Annotated in this window: 17 protein-coding genes, 1 tRNA gene and 1 pseudogene; 13 read left to right on the top strand and 6 right to left on the bottom strand. The window is 62.2% G+C overall.

Annotated features, from left to right (window positions below; all coding sequences use genetic code 11):
• Positions 1-23 precede the first annotated feature (23 nt).
• Positions 24-962, top strand: a complete 939-nt coding sequence (gene argC, locus O1Y97_RS18515; RefSeq protein ID WP_108608468.1) for an N-acetyl-gamma-glutamyl-phosphate reductase — start codon at positions 24-26, stop codon at positions 960-962.
• 1 nt (position 963) lies between these two features.
• Positions 964-1,806, top strand: coding sequence for an aminoglycoside phosphotransferase family protein (locus O1Y97_RS18520; protein ID WP_318761955.1), 843 nt, complete (start codon positions 964-966; stop codon positions 1,804-1,806).
• Here O1Y97_RS18520 and O1Y97_RS18525 read toward each other — a convergent pair.
• Positions 1,796-2,890, bottom strand: coding sequence for a COX15/CtaA family protein (locus O1Y97_RS18525; protein WP_183261807.1), 1,095 nt, complete (start codon positions 2,888-2,890; stop codon positions 1,796-1,798). The genes O1Y97_RS18520 and O1Y97_RS18525 overlap by 11 nt on opposite strands.
• Before the next feature lie 159 nt (positions 2,891-3,049).
• Here O1Y97_RS18525 and O1Y97_RS18530 point away from each other — a divergent pair, with 159 nt between their 5' ends.
• Complete coding sequence (locus O1Y97_RS18530) at positions 3,050-3,268, top strand: DUF2842 domain-containing protein (RefSeq protein ID WP_183261809.1); 219 nt, start codon at positions 3,050-3,052, stop codon at positions 3,266-3,268.
• Between the two features lie 3 nt (positions 3,269-3,271).
• Here O1Y97_RS18530 and O1Y97_RS18535 read toward each other — a convergent pair whose 3' ends face one another.
• Positions 3,272-4,321 carry a polysaccharide deacetylase family protein gene (locus O1Y97_RS18535; RefSeq protein ID WP_318761956.1) on the bottom strand — a complete coding sequence of 350 codons (1,050 nt, stop codon included), beginning with the start codon at positions 4,319-4,321 and terminating at the stop codon, positions 3,272-3,274.
• A gap of 90 nt (positions 4,322-4,411) precedes the next feature.
• Between O1Y97_RS18535 and O1Y97_RS18540 the strand changes: the two genes are divergently transcribed.
• A complete protein-coding gene (locus O1Y97_RS18540; protein ID WP_318761957.1) occupies positions 4,412-5,614 on the top strand; it encodes a GNAT family N-acetyltransferase in 1,203 nt (400 codons plus the stop codon).
• Here O1Y97_RS18540 and O1Y97_RS18545 read toward each other — a convergent pair.
• Positions 5,611-7,812: a GumC family protein gene (locus O1Y97_RS18545; protein ID WP_318761958.1), complete on the bottom strand. Its 2,202-nt coding sequence runs from the start codon at positions 7,810-7,812 to the stop codon at positions 5,611-5,613. The genes O1Y97_RS18540 and O1Y97_RS18545 overlap by 4 nt on opposite strands.
• A gap of 201 nt (positions 7,813-8,013) precedes the next feature.
• On the opposite strand from O1Y97_RS18545, the gene O1Y97_RS18550 reads away from it, so the two are divergent.
• From O1Y97_RS18550 to O1Y97_RS18585, 8 genes are all read left to right on the top strand, one after another.
• Positions 8,014-8,580, top strand: coding sequence for a polysaccharide biosynthesis/export family protein (locus tag O1Y97_RS18550; RefSeq protein WP_108609939.1), 567 nt, complete (start codon positions 8,014-8,016; stop codon positions 8,578-8,580).
• Between the two features lie 18 nt (positions 8,581-8,598).
• Positions 8,599-9,732, top strand: a complete 1,134-nt coding sequence (locus O1Y97_RS18555; RefSeq protein ID WP_318761959.1) for a glycosyltransferase family 4 protein — start codon at positions 8,599-8,601, stop codon at positions 9,730-9,732.
• Between the two features lie 97 nt (positions 9,733-9,829).
• Entirely contained in the window at positions 9,830-11,365 is a 1,536-nt protein-coding gene (locus O1Y97_RS18560; protein WP_108608475.1) for an undecaprenyl-phosphate glucose phosphotransferase, read from the top strand.
• Positions 11,362-12,597, top strand: a complete 1,236-nt coding sequence (locus O1Y97_RS18565) for an O-antigen ligase family protein (RefSeq protein ID WP_108608476.1) — start codon at positions 11,362-11,364, stop codon at positions 12,595-12,597. The genes O1Y97_RS18560 and O1Y97_RS18565 overlap by 4 nt, the downstream gene beginning before the upstream one ends.
• Positions 12,598-12,809: 212 nt before the next feature.
• Complete coding sequence (locus O1Y97_RS18570) at positions 12,810-13,046, top strand: DUF1344 domain-containing protein (RefSeq protein ID WP_318761960.1); 237 nt, start codon at positions 12,810-12,812, stop codon at positions 13,044-13,046.
• A gap of 774 nt (positions 13,047-13,820) precedes the next feature.
• Positions 13,821-14,057, top strand: a complete 237-nt coding sequence (locus O1Y97_RS18575; RefSeq protein ID WP_318761961.1) for a hypothetical protein — start codon at positions 13,821-13,823, stop codon at positions 14,055-14,057.
• A 94-nt stretch (positions 14,058-14,151) separates the two neighbouring features.
• The gene (locus O1Y97_RS18580) at positions 14,152-14,388 is read left to right on the top strand and encodes a DUF1344 domain-containing protein (protein ID WP_183261823.1); all 237 of its coding nucleotides are present in this window, start codon (positions 14,152-14,154) and stop codon (positions 14,386-14,388) included.
• Positions 14,389-14,693: 305 nt separating this feature from the next.
• Positions 14,694-14,948 (top strand): DUF1344 domain-containing protein, encoded by a 255-nt coding sequence (locus O1Y97_RS18585; RefSeq protein WP_183261825.1) that lies wholly within the window; start codon positions 14,694-14,696, stop codon positions 14,946-14,948.
• A gap of 127 nt (positions 14,949-15,075) precedes the next feature.
• On the opposite strand, the gene O1Y97_RS18590 is transcribed toward O1Y97_RS18585, so the two are convergent.
• Both O1Y97_RS18590 and O1Y97_RS18595 read right to left on the bottom strand, forming a co-directional pair.
• A tRNA-Pro gene (locus O1Y97_RS18590) sits at positions 15,076-15,152 on the bottom strand.
• Positions 15,153-15,379: 227 nt separating this feature from the next.
• Positions 15,380-15,772: a hypothetical protein gene (locus O1Y97_RS18595; protein WP_318761962.1), complete on the bottom strand. Its 393-nt coding sequence runs from the start codon at positions 15,770-15,772 to the stop codon at positions 15,380-15,382.
• 385 nt (positions 15,773-16,157) lie between these two features.
• On the opposite strand from O1Y97_RS18595, the gene O1Y97_RS18600 reads away from it, so the two are divergent.
• Positions 16,158-16,835 carry an outer membrane protein gene (locus tag O1Y97_RS18600; protein WP_183261829.1) on the top strand — a complete coding sequence of 226 codons (678 nt, stop codon included), beginning with the start codon at positions 16,158-16,160 and terminating at the stop codon, positions 16,833-16,835.
• A gap of 122 nt (positions 16,836-16,957) precedes the next feature.
• Here O1Y97_RS18600 and O1Y97_RS18605 read toward each other — a convergent pair.
• Positions 16,958-17,659: pseudogene (locus O1Y97_RS18605) on the bottom strand (SOS response-associated peptidase).
• Between the last annotated feature and the right edge of the window lie 100 nt (positions 17,660-17,759).

A 17,759-nucleotide genomic window follows, 5' to 3' on the forward strand; every position in this document is an offset into this window, starting at 1 on the left:
AATTTTCGACGGAACGACAGACAATGAAACCGAAAATCTTCATCGACGGCGAGCACGGCACCACGGGCCTCCAGATTCGGACGCGACTTGCCGCCCGCGACGATCTTGCCGTCCTGTCGATTCCGGAGGCCGAGCGCCGCAACGTCGATCTCAGGGCCGAGCGGCTGCACGAGGCCGATGTCGCCATCCTGTGCCTGCCCGACGATGCATCCAAGGAGGCTGTGCGCATCCTTGAAGGCAACAATTCGACGCGCGTCATCGACACCTCGACGGCGCACCGCGTCCACCCCGACTGGGCCTATGGTTTCGCCGAAATGGACGCTGCCCAGCGCCAGCGCATCGCCGATGCACGGCTGGTCGCCAACCCGGGCTGCTATCCCACCGGCGCCATCTCGCTCATCCGCCCGCTGGTCGCGGCAGGCATCCTGCCCGCCGACTATCCGGTCAGCGTCAATGCCGTCTCCGGCTATACCGGCGGCGGCAAGCAGATGATCGCCCAGATGGAGGACCCCAGCCGGGAGGATCACATCGCCTCGCCGCATTTCCTCTACGGGCTGCCGCTGATGCACAAGCACGTTGCCGAGATGAAGCAGCACGGCCTGCTCGAGCGGCGGCCGATCTTTGCGCCGTCGGTTGGCCGCTTTGCCCAGGGCATGATCGTGCAGGTGCCGCTGCACCTCGCCGATCTCAACGGGGCGGTGTCGATCGCCGACATCCACGCGACGCTCGCTGCGCACTACGCCGGGCAGGACATCGTCGAAGTCGTGCCGCTGGCGACCAGCGCCAAGCTTGATCGCCTCGACCCGACCGAACTGGCCGACAGCGACCGCATGAAGCTCTACGCCTTCGGCACCGAAGGCCAGGGCCAGGTCAATCTGGTCGCCCTGCTCGACAATCTCGGCAAGGGCGCCTCGGGTGCAGCCGTGCAGAACATGGACCTGATGCTCGGGCTCAAGCACTAAGGTGGATCAGGCTGCTTTTCCAGCGCGCTGGAACGTCAGCGATCCGCAGCTCATCGCAGAGACATTCTCCAGCCGCATCTGGAAAGTGCGGCTGGCCGACGGCGGTCCAGCGGTGATCAAAGCCCTCAAGCCGTTCGATGATGTCGCCGACGAGCTGCGCGGCGCGCATTATCTGTCGTGGCGCGATGGCGTGGGCGCGGTGCGGCTGCTTGGCTTCGAGGGGCACAACATGCTTCTCGAATATGCCGGCGACAGGCTTTTGGTCGATGAGCTGAACGATTCTGGCGACCGACATGCGACTGACATCGCCAACGAGGTGATGGCAAGGCTGTTGTCGCCGTCCGACATCCCTCCCCCTGCCGACCTGCAGCCGCTGAGAGAGCGGTTCGCCAGCCTGTTCAAGAAGGCCCGGATCGACCACCATGCCGGCGTGGAGAGCCTCTATGTCGAGACGGCCGCGGTTGCCGAGCGCCTGCTGTCAGAACCGCACGAATTGCGCGTGCTGCTTGGCGACCTGCATCACGACAACATCCTGCACGGCGAACGCGGCTGGCTGGTGATCGACCCCAAGGGCATCCTGGGCGACCCCGGCTTCGACGCGGCGAATTTCTTCTACAATCCGCTGGACCGCCAGGGCGATCTTTGTCTCGATCCGGAGCGCATCGCGCATATGGCCGAGACCTTTGCCAGAACGCTTGGCCAGCGCCCCGACGCGATCCTCGACCATGCCATCGCCTGGGGCTGCCTGTCGGCTTCCTGGCACGCGGAAGACAACAACGACGAGGACGAACAGAGCGAACTCCGCGTGGTCGCTGCAATCCGCGACGTGCGCTCTAGCTTCTGACTTCCACGTCGTTCTCCAGGGCATAAGCGCCCTTGGTGCCGCGCCAATGGGCGGTGGCGAAGATCAGCACGACCAGCGCGAATCCCTGATGCAGCAGTGCCCAGTGCATATGCGCCTGCATAAGCAACGTGCCGACGCCGATAGCGCCCTGCCCCACGATCAGCAGCGCCAGCAGCCATGCCCGGCGCGCGTGCGTCGACCCAGGTGCTGCCCGCATGGTCGAAAATGCGTGCCACAGCGCCACCACCAGAACCGTATAAGCAAACATACGGTGGACGAACTGGACCGTCTTGGGGCTTTCGAAGAAGTTGCGCCATATCGGCTCGATGACGAGCAGATCACCGGGAACGATGGCGCCATCCATCAGCGGCCAGGTATTATAGGAGAGGCCGGCATGCAGGCCGGCGACCAGCGCGCCGAGATAGATCTGGAACATGACCAGCAGCACCATGATGCCCGAGAAGCGCTGGACGCGGCGATCGGCCGGTGTTTGCGAATAGGTCGCGAGGCCGCGCGCGATGTAGGTGACGGCCATGACGATGATGCAGGCGAAGGTCAGGTGGATCGCCAACCGGTACTGGCTGACCGAAACCCGCTCCGAAAGCCCCGAGGCGACCATCCACCAGCCGATGAAGCCCTGGAAGCCGCCGAGCGCCAAAAGTCCGACCAAGCGCGGCTTGAGGCGGCGTTCGAGGCGGCCGGAGAGCCAGAAGAAGGCAAGCGGAATTGCCACCAGGAAGCCGACGCCGCGGGCGAGCAGGCGATGCGCCCATTCCCACCAGAAGATGCCCTTGAACTCGTCAACGGTCATGCCCTTGTTGATCTGCTCGTATTGCGGGATCTGCTGGTATTTTTCGAACTCTTCCTGCCATTCGGCCTGATTGAGCGGCGGGATGACGCCGTGGATCGGTTTCCACTCGGTGATGGAAAGCCCCGAACCGGTCATGCGCGTGGCGCCGCCGACCATGACAAGAGCGAACAGGACCAGGAGCACGACATAGAGCCAGCCGCGCACGAGCGTGCGATTGCGCAGTTCGCGGTTTCGCTCGGCAAGCGGTGCGGCGGTGTTGGTCATGGCTGACATTGCAATCGTTCCCGGCTCGTTCGAAACCGCGGGACTGGTGGACCATAGCGGCCCCGCTGGCAAGTTCGGCCCACGCGACACGCAGTCGCGCCGCATGTCCTCACCGGTTGCGCCGGTTGGCCAGAGCGACTATGCGGAACCTGGACAAAGGATCAAGAAATGCCCGTGCGCGTCAAGAAGCTGATCGGAACCGTGCTGCTGGTGCTGCTGGTGATCGTCTACGCGCTGATCGCGACCATGGTGGCGGTGGCACAGCTGTCGCAGTCGGGCCCGGTCGTCCACCTCGCCTTCTTCTTCTTCAGCGGGCTGCTGTGGATCCTGCCGGCGATGTGGATCATCAAATGGATGCTCAAGCCGTCGAAGGCCGCCGGCCGCTAAACATCACACAGTGACGACCCGCCGGCCGCCGTTGGCCAGCAGCGTCGTCGTGCCCGACAGCATGGCCCGCACCGCCGCGAGATCCTGATACCTGCCGTTGACCGAAAGCCTGGGAAGGGCGTGCAGGTTACCGGCATGCTCGGGCCGCAGGATGCCGTGACGCGTGGTCACCGCCGAGAGATAGCCTGCCTCGCGCGCCAGTTCGGTCTCGCGCAAACCCGCCGCCGCCGGATAGCCGTAGGGATAGGCAAAATGGCGCGGTGCATAGCCAAGCTCGACTTCGATCATGCTGCGCGAGCGGTACATCTCGCGCAATGCGACTTCCCTGCTCAAACGCTTGAGGTTGTAGTGGTGCACGGTATGCGCGCCGATGGTGACCAGCGGGTTCGCGGCACAGCGCCTGATCTCGTCCCAGTTCATCAGCAGCTTGCGGTTGAGGGCCGAAGCGTCGACGCCGGCCATTTCGGCCCAACGGCGCAGAACAGCGCGCTGATCTTCCTCGCGCACGTCCGTGGTGATGTGGGCCGACAAGCGCCGGAACGCGTTCGATCGTCCTTCCGGCGTCGAGCAATCGAGATTCACCTCGCCCTCCGGCATGGCCACAGAAAGCGGCCTGCCTGCCTCGACGATGTCGTCGAGCACCTCCCACCAAAGATCGGCGTCGCCGCCAGTCAGGCCCGAGGCGACGTAGATGGTCATCGGGGCTGCGTGCTTTTCCAAAACAGGGAGCGCTTCGGTGAGGTTGTCGCGATAGGCATCGTCGGCAGTCAATGCTGCAAACCGGCCGCCCTTGTCGCCCAAGCGCAGGCGCGCCACGGCTTCGTCCATCGAGACGAAAGCATATCCCATGCGCTTCATCTCGCCGATCAGCGCGTCGAGGAAGTGCGGCGCGATGCTGAGATGGCGGTTGGGCCCGTCCGGTCGATCGAGGAAGGCAGTGACCCGATGCAGCATGAGAATAGCGCCGACGCTGCCGACGAATGGCCTGGCCAGCGCACCCAGCCCTGCATATCCGATCAGCATGAGAGCCAGCTTACGGGCTGCGTCGATCATTCCTTCACCTTTGGTGCGTAGGCTTGGCCGCATCGAACACGCAGGGAAACGCGTTCCACATGCCGATGAATAGCCGGCAAGGATTGAAGTATGGTTGACGCTGCCGCTCCCGGCGAAAACAGCGCCTTGTTGCGCCAGGGCGCGAATGCTGGCGACATCCTGACCGCTGTCGCCATTCCAGCCACGCGCGAGGCAATCAAGGCCTATGGCAAATCGGCAGGAGTCTCGGCACCGGCACAGTGCCCGGGATGGGTGTCCACCTGGATAGAAACGAACAATGTCGATGCGGTGATTGCGACGCTGAACGCCAAGGGACGGCCGGTACTGTCCGTTGCGCTTGAGGTAAGCCACGAAGGGCCGTTTCGCATTGCCCGATTTCTCAGCGGCAAGCACGCGAACGGCAATTTTCCTGCAGCTGACAGGAACTGGCTTGCAACGGCAAGCACTGCCGAGATTGAAAGCCTCATCGGCTCGATCCGCCGGGCACGTCCGGATATCGACGTGGTCGCGTTCGACCGCCTCATCACCGATCTCGACGGGCTGCCCAATCCGCTGCTCAAGCTCACCTCCACGCCTAGCCCCAACGTCGCCCTGGGGGTCGACCTGGTCGGCGGTTTCGAGGCGGTTCTGACGCGCACCAGCGGCAAGAAGAAACGCAAACGGCATCGCAGCCAGGAACGGAAGTACGACGCCGTGGGCGGTGCCCGCCGTATCGTTGCGACGACAGAAGCGGACGTCAACGCCATGCTGGACGCGTTCTACGCGATGAAGGAACAGCGTTTTGGCGCTATGGGCATTACCGACGTCTTCGCCGATGCCGGCGTCCGTACATTCTTCCGCAAGCTGTTTGTCGATGCGCTGCAGAAAGACCCGTCGCCCTTTATCCTTCACGGCCTGGACGTCGGCGGAAAATACCGCGCGGTCACCGGGTCGAGCCGCGCCGGCAACCGCATGGTCTGCGAATTCGGCGCCATAGCCGACGACGAACTGGGCTATGTCAGCCCGGGCGAATACCTGTTCTTCGACAACATCTCCGAGGCTTGCGACCAGGGCTTCGACATCTACGATTTCAGCGTCGGCGACGAGCCGTACAAACGGCAATGGTGCGATATCGAAATCCAGCACGCCGACGTTCTGCTGCCGATGACGGCAAAGGGCCGGCTCTATGCGCTCGGGCTGAAGTCGACCGCGCGGCTCAAGACTGCGGTCAAGAACAACACCACGTTATGGGCCATGGTAAAGCGTCTGCGTTCGGGCGTGCGCGGTAAGGCTTCGCCTGCAGAGGAAGACTAGGCCGCCGAGCGCGTCGGCTGTGGCGTCGTCGGCAAGTCATGGCCAACCGGGGTCACCAGGATGACATCCTCATAGCCGCCAGCACGCAGGCCATCGGCCACATCGGCGATCTCGTCGTCATGCTGAAGGAAGCTGACCAGCACCTCGGTACCGTCGCCGACCAGGCGCCTGATCTCGTCGGCATCGGCCGGGCCGCATTCGACGACCACCAGATCATAGGCCGTTGTCAACGATTCCATGATGATCGGCAACCGATCGGCGGCACGCATGGCGCGCGCCGGATCGGCGGTACCCACCGGCATGACATCGCAGTCCGAATAGTGGTCGGCGCGGATGACATCGCTAAACTGGGCCTCCGAAGCAAGCAGATTGGTGATGCCGGGATAGCGGCCACCGTCGAGCATCGGCCGAGAGGCAGCGCCTGAGGCGGTCAGATCGAGCAACAGCACGCGCAGGCCGGTGTCGGCCACTTCGCGGGCCACAAGTACCGCGGTCGCCGCCGCGTCATCACCTTCGGGCGAAATGAAGATTGCGCGCGCGGCACCGCCAGCGATGAGCTTTTCGGCTGCCGTCTCGATGCTGATGCCGGCATGGATGATCGGCGCGGCTGGCGTCGCGGCAACGAGCGGCTCTTCGTCGTCAAGCGGCTGAACTTCTGCCTGCGTGTCTTCGTATTCTACGGCGACGACCGGCTCTCCGGCATCATCACACGACCGGGGCTCCGCTTCGTCGGGCAGGCTTGCCGCGCGGCGCACCGGCATGGGAACCTGTGTCACCGGTGACACGCGAGAACCGGCAGCCGGGCGCATCGCACGGCCGGAGAACAGCTCCCGCAGCAATGTGAAGATCGCCATCAACAACAGCGAACCGACGAATGCCGCACCGACGATCGGCATGACCTTGGGGAAATAGGATTCGGACGGCACGATGGCGCGCGAAAAGACGCGTGCGTCGACCGGAAGATAGTTGCGATCCTGACGCGAGGAGGCCTCGCGGTAGCGGGTCAGATAGGATTCGAGAAGCGCGCGCTGGGCGGCGGCCTCGCGCTCGAGCGCCCGCAGCTCGACTTCTTCTTCCGACACGCGCCCGGATTCCACTTTCAGCCTGTTGAGGTCGGCAACCAGCTGCTTTTCACGAAGATCGGCGCTCGCAGCCTCATTAACCAGGCCCGCAAGAACCTTTTCCGCCTGCGCACGTATCTGGACATTCAGGTCGGCAAGTTGGGAATTGAGCGCCTTGATGCGTGGATGATTGGGCAGCAGGGTCGTCGAAAGATCGGCAATGTCGGTCCGCAGTTGGATCTGCCGCTCGCGCAGGCGCTGGATAAGGCCCGAAGACAGAACTTCCGGCACCGCGTCGATCGAGCCGCCGCTCTTGAATGCCTGGCGCACGCTCTGGGCTGTCGCCTCGGCCGCCGAACGGTTGGCACGAACGCGCGACAATTCGCTGGAGAGTTCGGAAAGCTGCTGGGTGGCAAGCGCCGAATTGTTCTGGCCGATCAACAGGTCGGACTGCGACCGGAAGCTGGCGACGCGCGCTTCGGCATCCTTGACGCGCTGGTTCAGGTCGGCGATTTCGGGCTTCAGCCAGTCGGTCGCCTCGGTGCTCGACTCGAGCTTGGACGTGCGCTGGAAGGCCAGATAGGCGTCGGCAATGGCGTTCGGCACTTCCGCGGCGAGCTTGGGATCCGATGACGAGAACTGGATGACGATGACGCGCGACTTCTCGACGCGATAGATGGTCAGCTGCTCGCGGAACGCCTTGAGTACACGTTCCTCCGGCGGCATTTCATTTGGATCGGCCTTGAGCCCGGCAATGACCAGAAAACGCGAAATCGTCGACATTTCTTCGGCCGCGTCGAATTCCGGCCGGCTTGCCAGATCGAGCTGCTTGGCAACCTGCTTGAGGATGTCGGTCGAACCGATGACCTCGACCTGACTGGTCACCCCCTCCTCGTCGAGCATGGGTCGTTCGTTCTCGCCGCTGCCGTCGGGTCGCGTGAAGACCGATTCCCGCGTTTCGATCAAAAGGCGTGTCTCGGCGCGGTAATGAGGTGTCGCCAGCGAAGCAAGCACAAAGGCCAGACCGGTGACGGCCAATGCAACCAACAGCAAGCGCAGCCAGTTTCTCGCAAGACTGGCGAAGAGATGGCCGAGATCAACATCGACATCACCGGCAGTGGATTGGACGCCAGACATGCATTCCTACTCCCGAGGCTAGGCAGGCTGCATGGTAAACAAACATGGTAACTCAGGCGTTAACATCGCCGAGCTGCACTCTCCTGCGCTCAAGCAAGATCGCCCAGCCCTTTACCCGGCATTAACCCTAACAAGACGATAACGGACGCGAACCGATATCCCGCAGCGTGGCGGCAAGCAGTCGAAGGTGTGTCTGCCGAAATGAAAAGCTCCCTTGCCGTCAGCCACGCGCTTGTTGCCGTCATGCTCGCCCTCACCGGCTGCTCGAGCTACAAACCGGCACCGGCTGCTTTTCATGAGGTTCTCGACCAGCCCTACCGCCTCGGCGCCGGCGACCGCATCCGAGTCACCGTGTTCGAGCAGGAAGGACTGACCAACACCTACAGCGTCGACCAGTCGGGCTACATATCCTTCCCGCTCGTCGGCGGCGTTGCGGCGCGCGGCTACACCGCGCAGGAAGTCGAGAAGGCATTGGCAGCCAAGCTGCGCCAGGGTTATCTGCGCGATCCCGACGTTTCGGTCGAGGTCGACCGCTACCGGCCGATCTTCGTCATGGGCGAAGTCGGAGCCGCAGGCCAATATTCCTATGTTCCCGGTCTGACCGTGCAAAAGGCCGTGGCCATGGCCGGCGGCTACAGCGCCCGCGCCAACCAGGGCAATGTCGACATCACCCGCGACATCAACGGGAAAGTGATGACCGGTCGCGTCGTGACCAGCGACCCACTCCTGCCCGGTGATACGATCTACGTCCGCGAACGGCTGTTCTAAGTCGCCGTGCAGCAGACCGTGCCCCGCAAACTCCGGATCGTCCACTGCTTCAGGTCGCCGGTCGGCGGCATCTTCAGGCATGTGCGCGACCTGACCGAGGCGCAGGTGGCAGCCGGCCATCAGGTCGGCATCATCTGCGACTCGACGACCGGCGGCGAACACGAGGAGCGCCTGTTCGAGGCGATCCGGCCCATGCTCGCACTGGGCATCAAGCGCACATCAATGCAGCGCCACGTCGGCCCCGGCGACATTGCCGACGGCTGGCGCACCTACAAGATCATCAAGGAATTGCGGCCGGACGTGCTGCACGGGCACGGCGCCAAGGGTGGCGTCTATGCACGTGCGTTCGGCTCACTGTTGCGGGTTTCAAGGTATTGCGTGGCCCGCCTCTATTCGCCGCATGGCGGCAGTCTGCACTATGACGAGAGGACCGTCACCGGAAAGCTGTTCTTCGGCCTCGAACGCCTGATGGAACGCTTCACCGACCACCTCTTGTTCGTCTCCGACTACGAACGCCGCACCTTCATCCGCAAGGTCGGCGCGCCGCGCGTGCCGAACAGCCTGGTCTACAACGGGCTGAGGGACGAAGAATTCGAGCCGGTGCCCGCCGGCGGCGCCGACTTTCTCTATATCGGGATGATGCGCGACCTGAAGGGCCCGGACCTTTTCATCGATGCGCTGGCCAGGCTGCGGCAAGATCTCGGCCGCAAGGTCACCGCCGTGATGGTCGGCGACGGCGAGGACCTGCCACGCTACCGTGCGCAGGTCGAAAGACTTGGCCTCGCCGACGACGTCCGCTTCATGCCGCCCATGCCGGCCCGGCAGGCATTCGCCCTTGCCGGCTGCGTCGTGGTGCCCTCGCGTGCCGAAGCCATGCCCTACATCGTGCTCGAGGCGTTGGCCGCGGGCAAGCCGATCATTGCGACTGCCGTCGGCGGCATTCCTGAAATCCTGGGAGCAAACTCCCCTGCCCTTGTCATGCCAAGTGCCGAGGAAATCAGCAAGAAGATGCGATTGGTGCTGGAAAGGCCCGATACATACGCAAAACTGCTGCCTGGGGCTGTCGATCTGAAGTCCCGCTTCGGGGTGGCTGTGATGGCCAGCGATGTCGAGAAAGCATATTTCTCGGCCCTCTTGCCGCGCCGCGGCTGAATACCTTTAGAAGTCGCCCGACCCGCTCAAGAGTTTCTTAGCTCATCTTTGTTATGCCGATCTGGCAATCGGGCAGCCGACCAACAGATCGACGACAATGACCAACTCCGACCCCAAGCACCGCTTCAGCGCGGAAGCCGTCAAGGCGGCTAGCGGCGACGGCACGAAGTCCGATACCGCCAAGCTGAGCAGCGTCGCCCAGGAAGTGGCGGCCCAATACCGGCGCGACACCATGTCCCCGGTCATGGTCAGCGGCTGGCTGCGCCTCGCCGAGTTCGCTTTTCTTGTTGTCTCAGGACTGGCGCTCTATGCCTACCATGTCGGCTTCCTCAGCCATCTCAGCTGGCAATACCCGCTGGTCATCCTGGCTGGGTCCTTTGCAGCGGTCCTCTTCTTCGAAGTCATGGACTGCTACCAGTTGCAATCGCTGCTGCGGCCGAGCGGCTCGATTGGGCGGATCGCCCTGGGTTGGGCAACGACCTTTGCGCTGATGTCGCTTACGGCCTTCTTCATGAAGGTTTCGGCAGAATATTCCCGCCTGCTGTTCGGCAGCTGGTTCGTCCTTGGCCTGTCGTTGCTGATCGGGTTGCGCCTGGTCATGGCGCGCGTCATCCGCAAGTGGGCGCGCAACGGGCGGATGGAGCGGCGCGCCGTCATCGTCGGCGGCGGCAAGGCCGCCGAGGTGCTTATCCGATCGATCGAGCAGCAGCCCTACAACGACATCCGCATCTGCGGCATCTTCGACGACCGCGACGACAGGCGCTCGCCGCCGATCGTCGCCGGCTATCCGAAGCTGGGGACCGTCTCGGAACTGTTGGAATTCGCGCGCATCGCCCGCATCGACATGCTGATCGTCTCGCTGCCGCTGACGGCGGAGACCAGGGTGCTGCAGCTGCTGAAGAAACTGTGGGTGCTTCCGGTCGACATCCGGCTGTCGGCGCATTCCAACCAGTTGCAGTTCCGGCCACGCGCCTATTCCTACATCGGCGCCGTGCCGATGCTCGACATCTTCGACAAGCCGATCAACGACTGGGATTCGGTTGCCAAACGCGCATTCGACATCGCTTTCAGCCTGCTCGGCATCATCGTCTTTTCGCCTGTCATGATCGCCACCGCCATCGCCATCAAGCTCGACAGCAAGGGCCCGATTCTGTTCCAGCAGAAGCGCCACGGCTTCAACAACGAGGTGATTGAGGTCTACAAGTTCCGCTCGATGTATACGGACCAGTCGGACCCGTCGGCGCGCAAGAGCGTGACCAAGAACGACCCGCGCGTCACCCGTGTCGGCCGGTTCATCCGAAAGGCCTCGATCGACGAGCTGCCGCAGTTCTTCAATTCGCTGTTCGGCAGCCTGTCGCTCGTCGGTCCACGCCCGCACGCGATCGCGGCCCAATCGCACAACCTGCTCTACAATGAAGTGGTCGATGGCTACTTCGCCCGCCACAAGGTCAAGCCCGGCGTCACCGGCTGGGCACAGATCAACGGCTGGCGCGGCGAGATGGACACAGACGAGAAGATCCGCAAGCGCACGGAATTCGATCTCTACTACATCGAGAACTGGTCTCTCTGGTTCGACATGAAGATCCTGTTCCTGACGCCGATCCGCCTGCTCGACACGGAAAACGCCTATTGAGCGCGATCACCTACGAGCTGCCGCGGGCTGCGATCAATGCCAAGCTGATCGGGCTGATTTCCACCGGCGCGATTGCGCTGGGCGTGTTGCTGTCCGGGTTCGTCATCCGCGAGCCTGCCCCATACGAGCTCTACATGGCCGGGCTGATCGCCGTCTGGTCGCTCTTCGGGTTGCGCATCACGCGGGCCATCACGCCGCTGGTTGTCCTGCTCGTGGTGTTCAACATCGGCGGCATGATTTCGATGACCCAGATGTCGAACCTGATGGGCACGCCGCTCTATCTCGCGGTGTCGCTGTTCCTGGCCTTCACCGCGATCTTCTTTGCCGCGGTGACCGAGACCGATCCGAAACTCTACCGGGTCATCTTCCTGTCCTGGGTGACGTCGGCCGTGGTCACCTCCGTGCTCGGCATTCTCGGATATTTCGGCGCCGTGCCAGGGGCCGAGATGTTCACAAAATTCGGCCGCGCCGCCGGCGCCTTCCAGGACCCCAACGTCTTCGGGCCGTTCCTGGCCCTGCCAGGCATCTACCTGCTCTTCCGCGTCTTGACCGAACGTCCCGCCAGGATGGCGCTGCATGCGGTGCTGCTGCTGGTCGTCACCGGCGGAATCTTCCTCTCCTTCTCGCGCGGTGCCTGGGGCCTGTTTGGCGCGTCGGCAATCCTGCTCACCGGCTTCCTGTTCCTGCAGAGCAACAGCGGCCGTTTCCGGCTCAGGATCGCAGTCATGAGCATGGCCGTCGTGACATTGCTGGCTGCCGCACTGCTCGTTGCGCTCCAGATTCCCGGCATCGGCGAACTGTTCGCGACACGCGCCCAGCTCGTGCAGGATTATGATGGGGCGCGGCTCGGCCGCTTCGCCCGCTACGCCATCGGTTTCCTGCTGGCCACCGAAAAGCCGCTCGGCATCGGTCCGCTGGTCTTCGGCCAGATCTATGGCGAGGACACGCACAACATCTGGCTGAAGGCGCTGATGGACTATGGCTGGCTCGGCTTCGCCAGCTACCTGACGCTGATCGTGTGGACCGTAGCCGCTGGCTTCCGCATCCTCCTGCGCAACCGGCCGTGGCAGCCCTACCTGCTGTCTGCCTATGTCGTGTTCCTCGGCCACATCGCCCTTGGCACCGTCATCGACACCGACCACTGGCGCCATTTCTACCTGCTGCTCGGGCTGATCTGGGGCGCGATCGCGCTCGAGGCACGCCACCAGCGCGCCTTCGACGCCGCCAACTGACGCGGTCATTGCCGGCGATTGCGCCCATCATTCCGGCTTGGCGAACGTTGCGGCACCCATTTGCCGGCTCAAATTGCCGTGAGCGATTTGTGACACAGAGTTACCGCTCGGCCAGTGGCAATCGGACAGATAGGCGCCTATGTGTCTGTGGTAAGCGAAACGGCCGACAAAAAATTCCGGCCACGCTACCGAAAAGTGAAAGGAATAATACAATGAACAAGCTCATCCTCGCCGCTTCCGCATTTACTCTTATGACCGGCGCTGCACTTGCTTCGTCCTCTGACGGTGTTGTTGCCAAGATCAATGCCGACGCTCGCGTCATTACTCTCGAGAGCGGCCAGAGCTACACCGTTCCACGTGACGTTGCTCTGCCCGCGATCCAGGCCGGCGAAAAGATCTCGATCCAGCTCAACGACGAAGGCGACCGCGTCCAGAGCGTTCTGCGCTAAGCCGCCACCAACGATGGCTTGATGCCCCAATCAAACTGTCGCGATTGCCAAAAGAAAGCCATGGGTCCTCCCACCCATGGCTTTCTTTGCGTTTGGCGCCCGGGCAACCGGCAACATGCGATGGGCCAACAGCTAGAACCCAACGCATCCGCAAACGACTGCGCCTTGAGGCACCCGCATGCTCGGCGCCTCCCTTGCCTGGCTGGCTGAAGCCCCTCCTCCCTATCCCTCTCGTCCACACCCCGCGACCGCAAGGCGACAAGGTCCAGCCATCCTCCACTGATGCGGCGGCCAGACCCCAATACTTGGTGCCCTGCATCAAGAGATAGCAGCCTGCGAAAGAAGGCCATCGGCCCTTCTTTGCATTTGGACTTCCGGATAGCCACCGAGCAACCCGCTCTCTCGGCGCCCGCCGCACTCATCCGCCGGAAATCCCATCACCGCCTGCCGGCAGCCCCAAAGCCAGCGCCCCCGGCATCGCCTGCCCCTTTGTACCAGGCGCAGGCACCAATTCCGCACTGACAACGCCGGCCACCAGAGTTCGGGCATCCACCGCAACGAGTCACATCCGCAGCCGGCCATTGCACACACGGAGCCGCTTTTGTGAACAGTCCGGCACCATTTGCCGGCTCAACACGGCGTGACTGCTTTGTGAATCAGAGTGACCACCCGGCCCGTAGCAATCACAGAGATAGGCACCTATCTGATGATGGTAAGCGGAACGACCGAATAAATACCTCGGCCTCGCTACCGAAAAATGAAAGGAATATGAAAATGAAGAAGATAATCCTCGCCGCATCGGCACTTTCGATCATGGCCGGCGCTGCCCTTGCTTCGCCAGGTAGCGGCATTGTTGGAAATATCAACACCGGCACCCGCGTCATTACTCTTGAAAGCGGCAAGAGCTTTACCGTCCCGCACGACGTTGCCCTGCCTGCGATCCAGGCCGGCGACACCGTCTCGCTCCAACTGAACGATGAAGGCGACAAGGTCCAGGCCGTCCTCCGCTAAGTGCGACGACTCCGAGACTTGGTGACCTGCAACAAGAAATAGCAGCCCGACAAAGATTTCGGCCTCGCTACGGACCTACGAAAGGAATACGAAAATGAAGACGATCATCCTCGCTGCCTCTGCACTTTCGATCATGACCGGCGCCGCATTTGCCTCGACTGCAAGTGGTGTCGTTGGCAACATCAATGCGGACACGCGCGTCATTACCCTGGAGAGCGGCAAGAGCTATACCGTTCCGCGTGACGTCGCCCTGCCCGTGATCCAGGCCGGCGAAACCGTCTCGATCCATTTCAACGACGAAGGCGACAAGGTCCGGGCGGTTCTCCGCTAAGTGAGGCCGCATCGAGAGGCCGATTTCCGTCGGCCTGTCAGACTCAGAAAAGCCATGGGCCCCCACCCGTGGCTTTTTCTTTTTCCGCGATCAGCGCCATGGCTTCGACGCCGGCCCAGGCGTCGCGCGTGAACGATGACTTTCCATTCCGGTTTCAGCGCGCAGGGCAAGATCGCTTGATCAAAACGTGTCCCGAGTTTACCGCGGCGGCAGCAACAAGCGGACGCTGCCGGTCGTAGTTGTAGATGTCACCCGAGGCGCCCCAGGGCCCCGGACCTCAACAACCACCATAGGGAGTTACGATCATGAACAAGCTCATTCTTGCCGCCGCCGCGATAGCCCTTTTTTCAGGCTCGGCCCTCGCATCCGACGCCAGCGGCATCGTCGCCCGGTTCAATGCCGGCGCTCGCGTCATTACCCTCGATCATGGCGGCAGCTATACGATTCCGCGCGACGTTGCCTTGCCGTCGATCAAGGTGGGCGAGAAGGTGACGATCCTGCTCAACGACGAAGGCGACGTCGTCCGCAACGTCTTTGTCAGCCCGCAGTCGATGATGTGACTGCCTGTGCCGTCAGCGGCACGCCACGATCAACGCCATGGGCGCAGGCGTCCATGGCGTTCTTGCGGAACACCGTTGCGAGCCGTTGTGCTCGCAATGCAAATGGAAATCAGGGGAAGGGATATAATGGTCGGAGTGGCCGGATTCGAACCGACGACCCCTTGACCCCCAGTCAAGTGCGCTACCGGGCTGCGCTACACTCCGGACCGAGGGGAGCCATATATATTCAGGGTTTGCGGCGCAAGGCCTAAAACGCTCGCCGAGAACAGAAGCCGATCATTTCCGGCAATGTGGGATCAAGCCAGACGAAAAGTCCCACGAAAAGTCCCACAGTGTTCGCGGCCCGTTCTGTGGATATCTGGCGACTGCGAATCGCCCCCTGCCCCCGCTGGCGCGGTCAAAGAGTTGGTGATGGCGACAGCCTTGGAGGCCTACCGTCCGTATTCCCGAAAGAACCGCGTCAATTGCAGCGGGCCGCATCGTTCGACCAGCTTCCATTCGTCGCTCCGCAGCCAGGCGCCGTTGACGCGGCCGCCCTCTCGGTCCTTGGCAGGATCGAAATGCGTGCCCTCGAACTCAGCCGCAAAGACGTCAGCGTCAGCCTTGGTCGCGAAGCAATAAAGCCGAAAGCCCTCTTGCTTGCCGTTCGGCCATATTGCCGTGACCTGCTGGGTCTTGGGGCGGGGTTCGAAGCGCCGGCAATACCGCTCAAGGAGATCGTAGTTCTCCATGCAGCACAGGTCGTTCGGCAGCGCGACCTGATGCGGTAAGTTCTGGCGGATGTACCAGCGCTTTGAATTCTCGCGCTTCTTGGAGGACGTCATTCTTCTTTCCACACAGGGATGCGCCTGATCTTGATCGCCACGAGTTTGCGGATCTTCAACCCGACAGCCTCGCCAGCAGTCGGCGCTAGCCGCGAGACGTCGAGATTGCCGTGCGTCCCAGTCGGCGTGTTCTCGCAAACCATCCGAACGGCAAGGGAATCGACGTCCACGTCGCCGCAAGCGGATATGGCTCGGATCTGTTCGACTGCGGCATGAGAACGAAATAGGAACAAATGCCTTGCGAAGTCAACAGCCGCTAATATACCGCCTCGGACGGAGTGTTGCAGCGCTACAACTGTGCATATTTTCACAACCGGGAAGGGAGACCGCAGGTTGCGCACGCATTTGGCGAGCGCTATAGAACCGTCAAATAATGAGGTGGGGCATGAAATCGATTCTATTGACCGCGACCTTCCTGTGCGCTGTCTCGGGCGCTGCGTTTGCAGCCGATACTGTGGAAGTTGCTCCTGTTTCCGCCGGTTTCATCTGGACCGGGGGATATGTTGGCCTTCAGGCTGCTTACGGCTGGGGCGATACACGATTTGACGACGGCGCCACCTCCAACTGGTTTGATGTGGACGGCTTTGCCGGCGGTCTTACAGCCGGTTACAACGTGCAGTTCGCAGGCAACTGGGTCGCCGGCATCGAGGCCGACCTCTCAATTTCCGGCGTTGACGGAGCCTTTGGCCCGGGCAATTTGGGGCAGCCGGACGGTAGCAGCTGGGGCTGCGGTTCCGACGCCTGTACGACCGACGTAGATTGGTATGCTACCGCCCGCGCTCGACTAGGCTATGCTTTTGACAATCTGTTGGTTTACGGAACTGGCGGTCTCGCTATTGGCCGGGTCAAGTCGCAGATCGTCGATGACTCGGCTTTCTACGTCTCCGACACGAACATTGGATGGTCTGCCGGTGCTGGCGTTGAATATGCGCTAAACCAAAACTGGTCCGTCAAAGCCGAGTATCTCCACGTCGATCTGGGGTGGACCGAACTCGCAAACGACTTTTTTAAATCGGAAACCAAATTCGACACTGTTCGCCTCGGGGTGAATTACAGGTTCTAAGATAGCCGACACGCAATCAAACCCCGGCTCCGGCCGGGGTTTTTGTATTCGGAGATTGCCATTCACATAGCGCGGACCTGCGCTATCGTCATGCATCCGGTCTATTCGCCGGGCAGACGAGATCAATCCTCAATCGGGTCGAGAATGTCGGGCGTGTCATTTCGCGGTGACCCGACCTTCCGGCCGATCTTCCACATCGTCATCCGGTCCGACGGGAACGGCTTCATCAGGTCGGCAGGGTCCAATTCTGGCCCGATCCACCGGGCATAGTCGGAAGGTGCCAGGATGACCGGCATCCTGTCATGGATCGTCGCCATCAGTTCGTTCGGCGGACAGGTGACGACGCAGAAGGTCTGTACCAATTCGCCTGTGGCAGGGTTGCGCCAGATGTCGAAGATGCCGGCCAGCGCGAAGGGGCGAGCCGTCCTTCATGGCGATGGCGTAGGGTTGCTTGTCCTTGCCCGTGCCATGGATGTCCCGCCATTCGAAATAGCCGTCGATCGGTATCAGGCACCGCCTGGAGGCGTAGGCGCGCTTGAACATGCCACTGGTAGCGTTGGTCCCGGAACGAGCATTGATCGACGATGGCCTCATCGAGCCCGCTTCCTTCTGCCAGGATGGGATCAACCCCCATTTGGCCGAGACGAACATCGTGCTGCCCTTCACCGCGTCATCCTGCACGATGATGGGATAGGTCAGGCCTGGGGCGCGCCGTTGTAACGCGGAAAGGCATTGTCGAGGCCACCAACGGCTGTTGGATCGGCGAAGCGAAAGCTACGCAGCATTTCGGCGAGGGTCGATTTGACAAAGACGCGGCCGCACATGGGCCAGCATACCCATCAATTCCACCGGAGCAATCGAGACGACAGGACTAGGGCCATCTTGCAGTTGGTGCGCCAAGTATCGAGCAGGCGGCGTCGTATT

The organism is Aminobacter niigataensis (genome assembly GCF_946995915.1).
Lineage (GTDB): Bacteria > Pseudomonadota > Alphaproteobacteria > Rhizobiales > Rhizobiaceae > Aminobacter > Aminobacter niigataensis.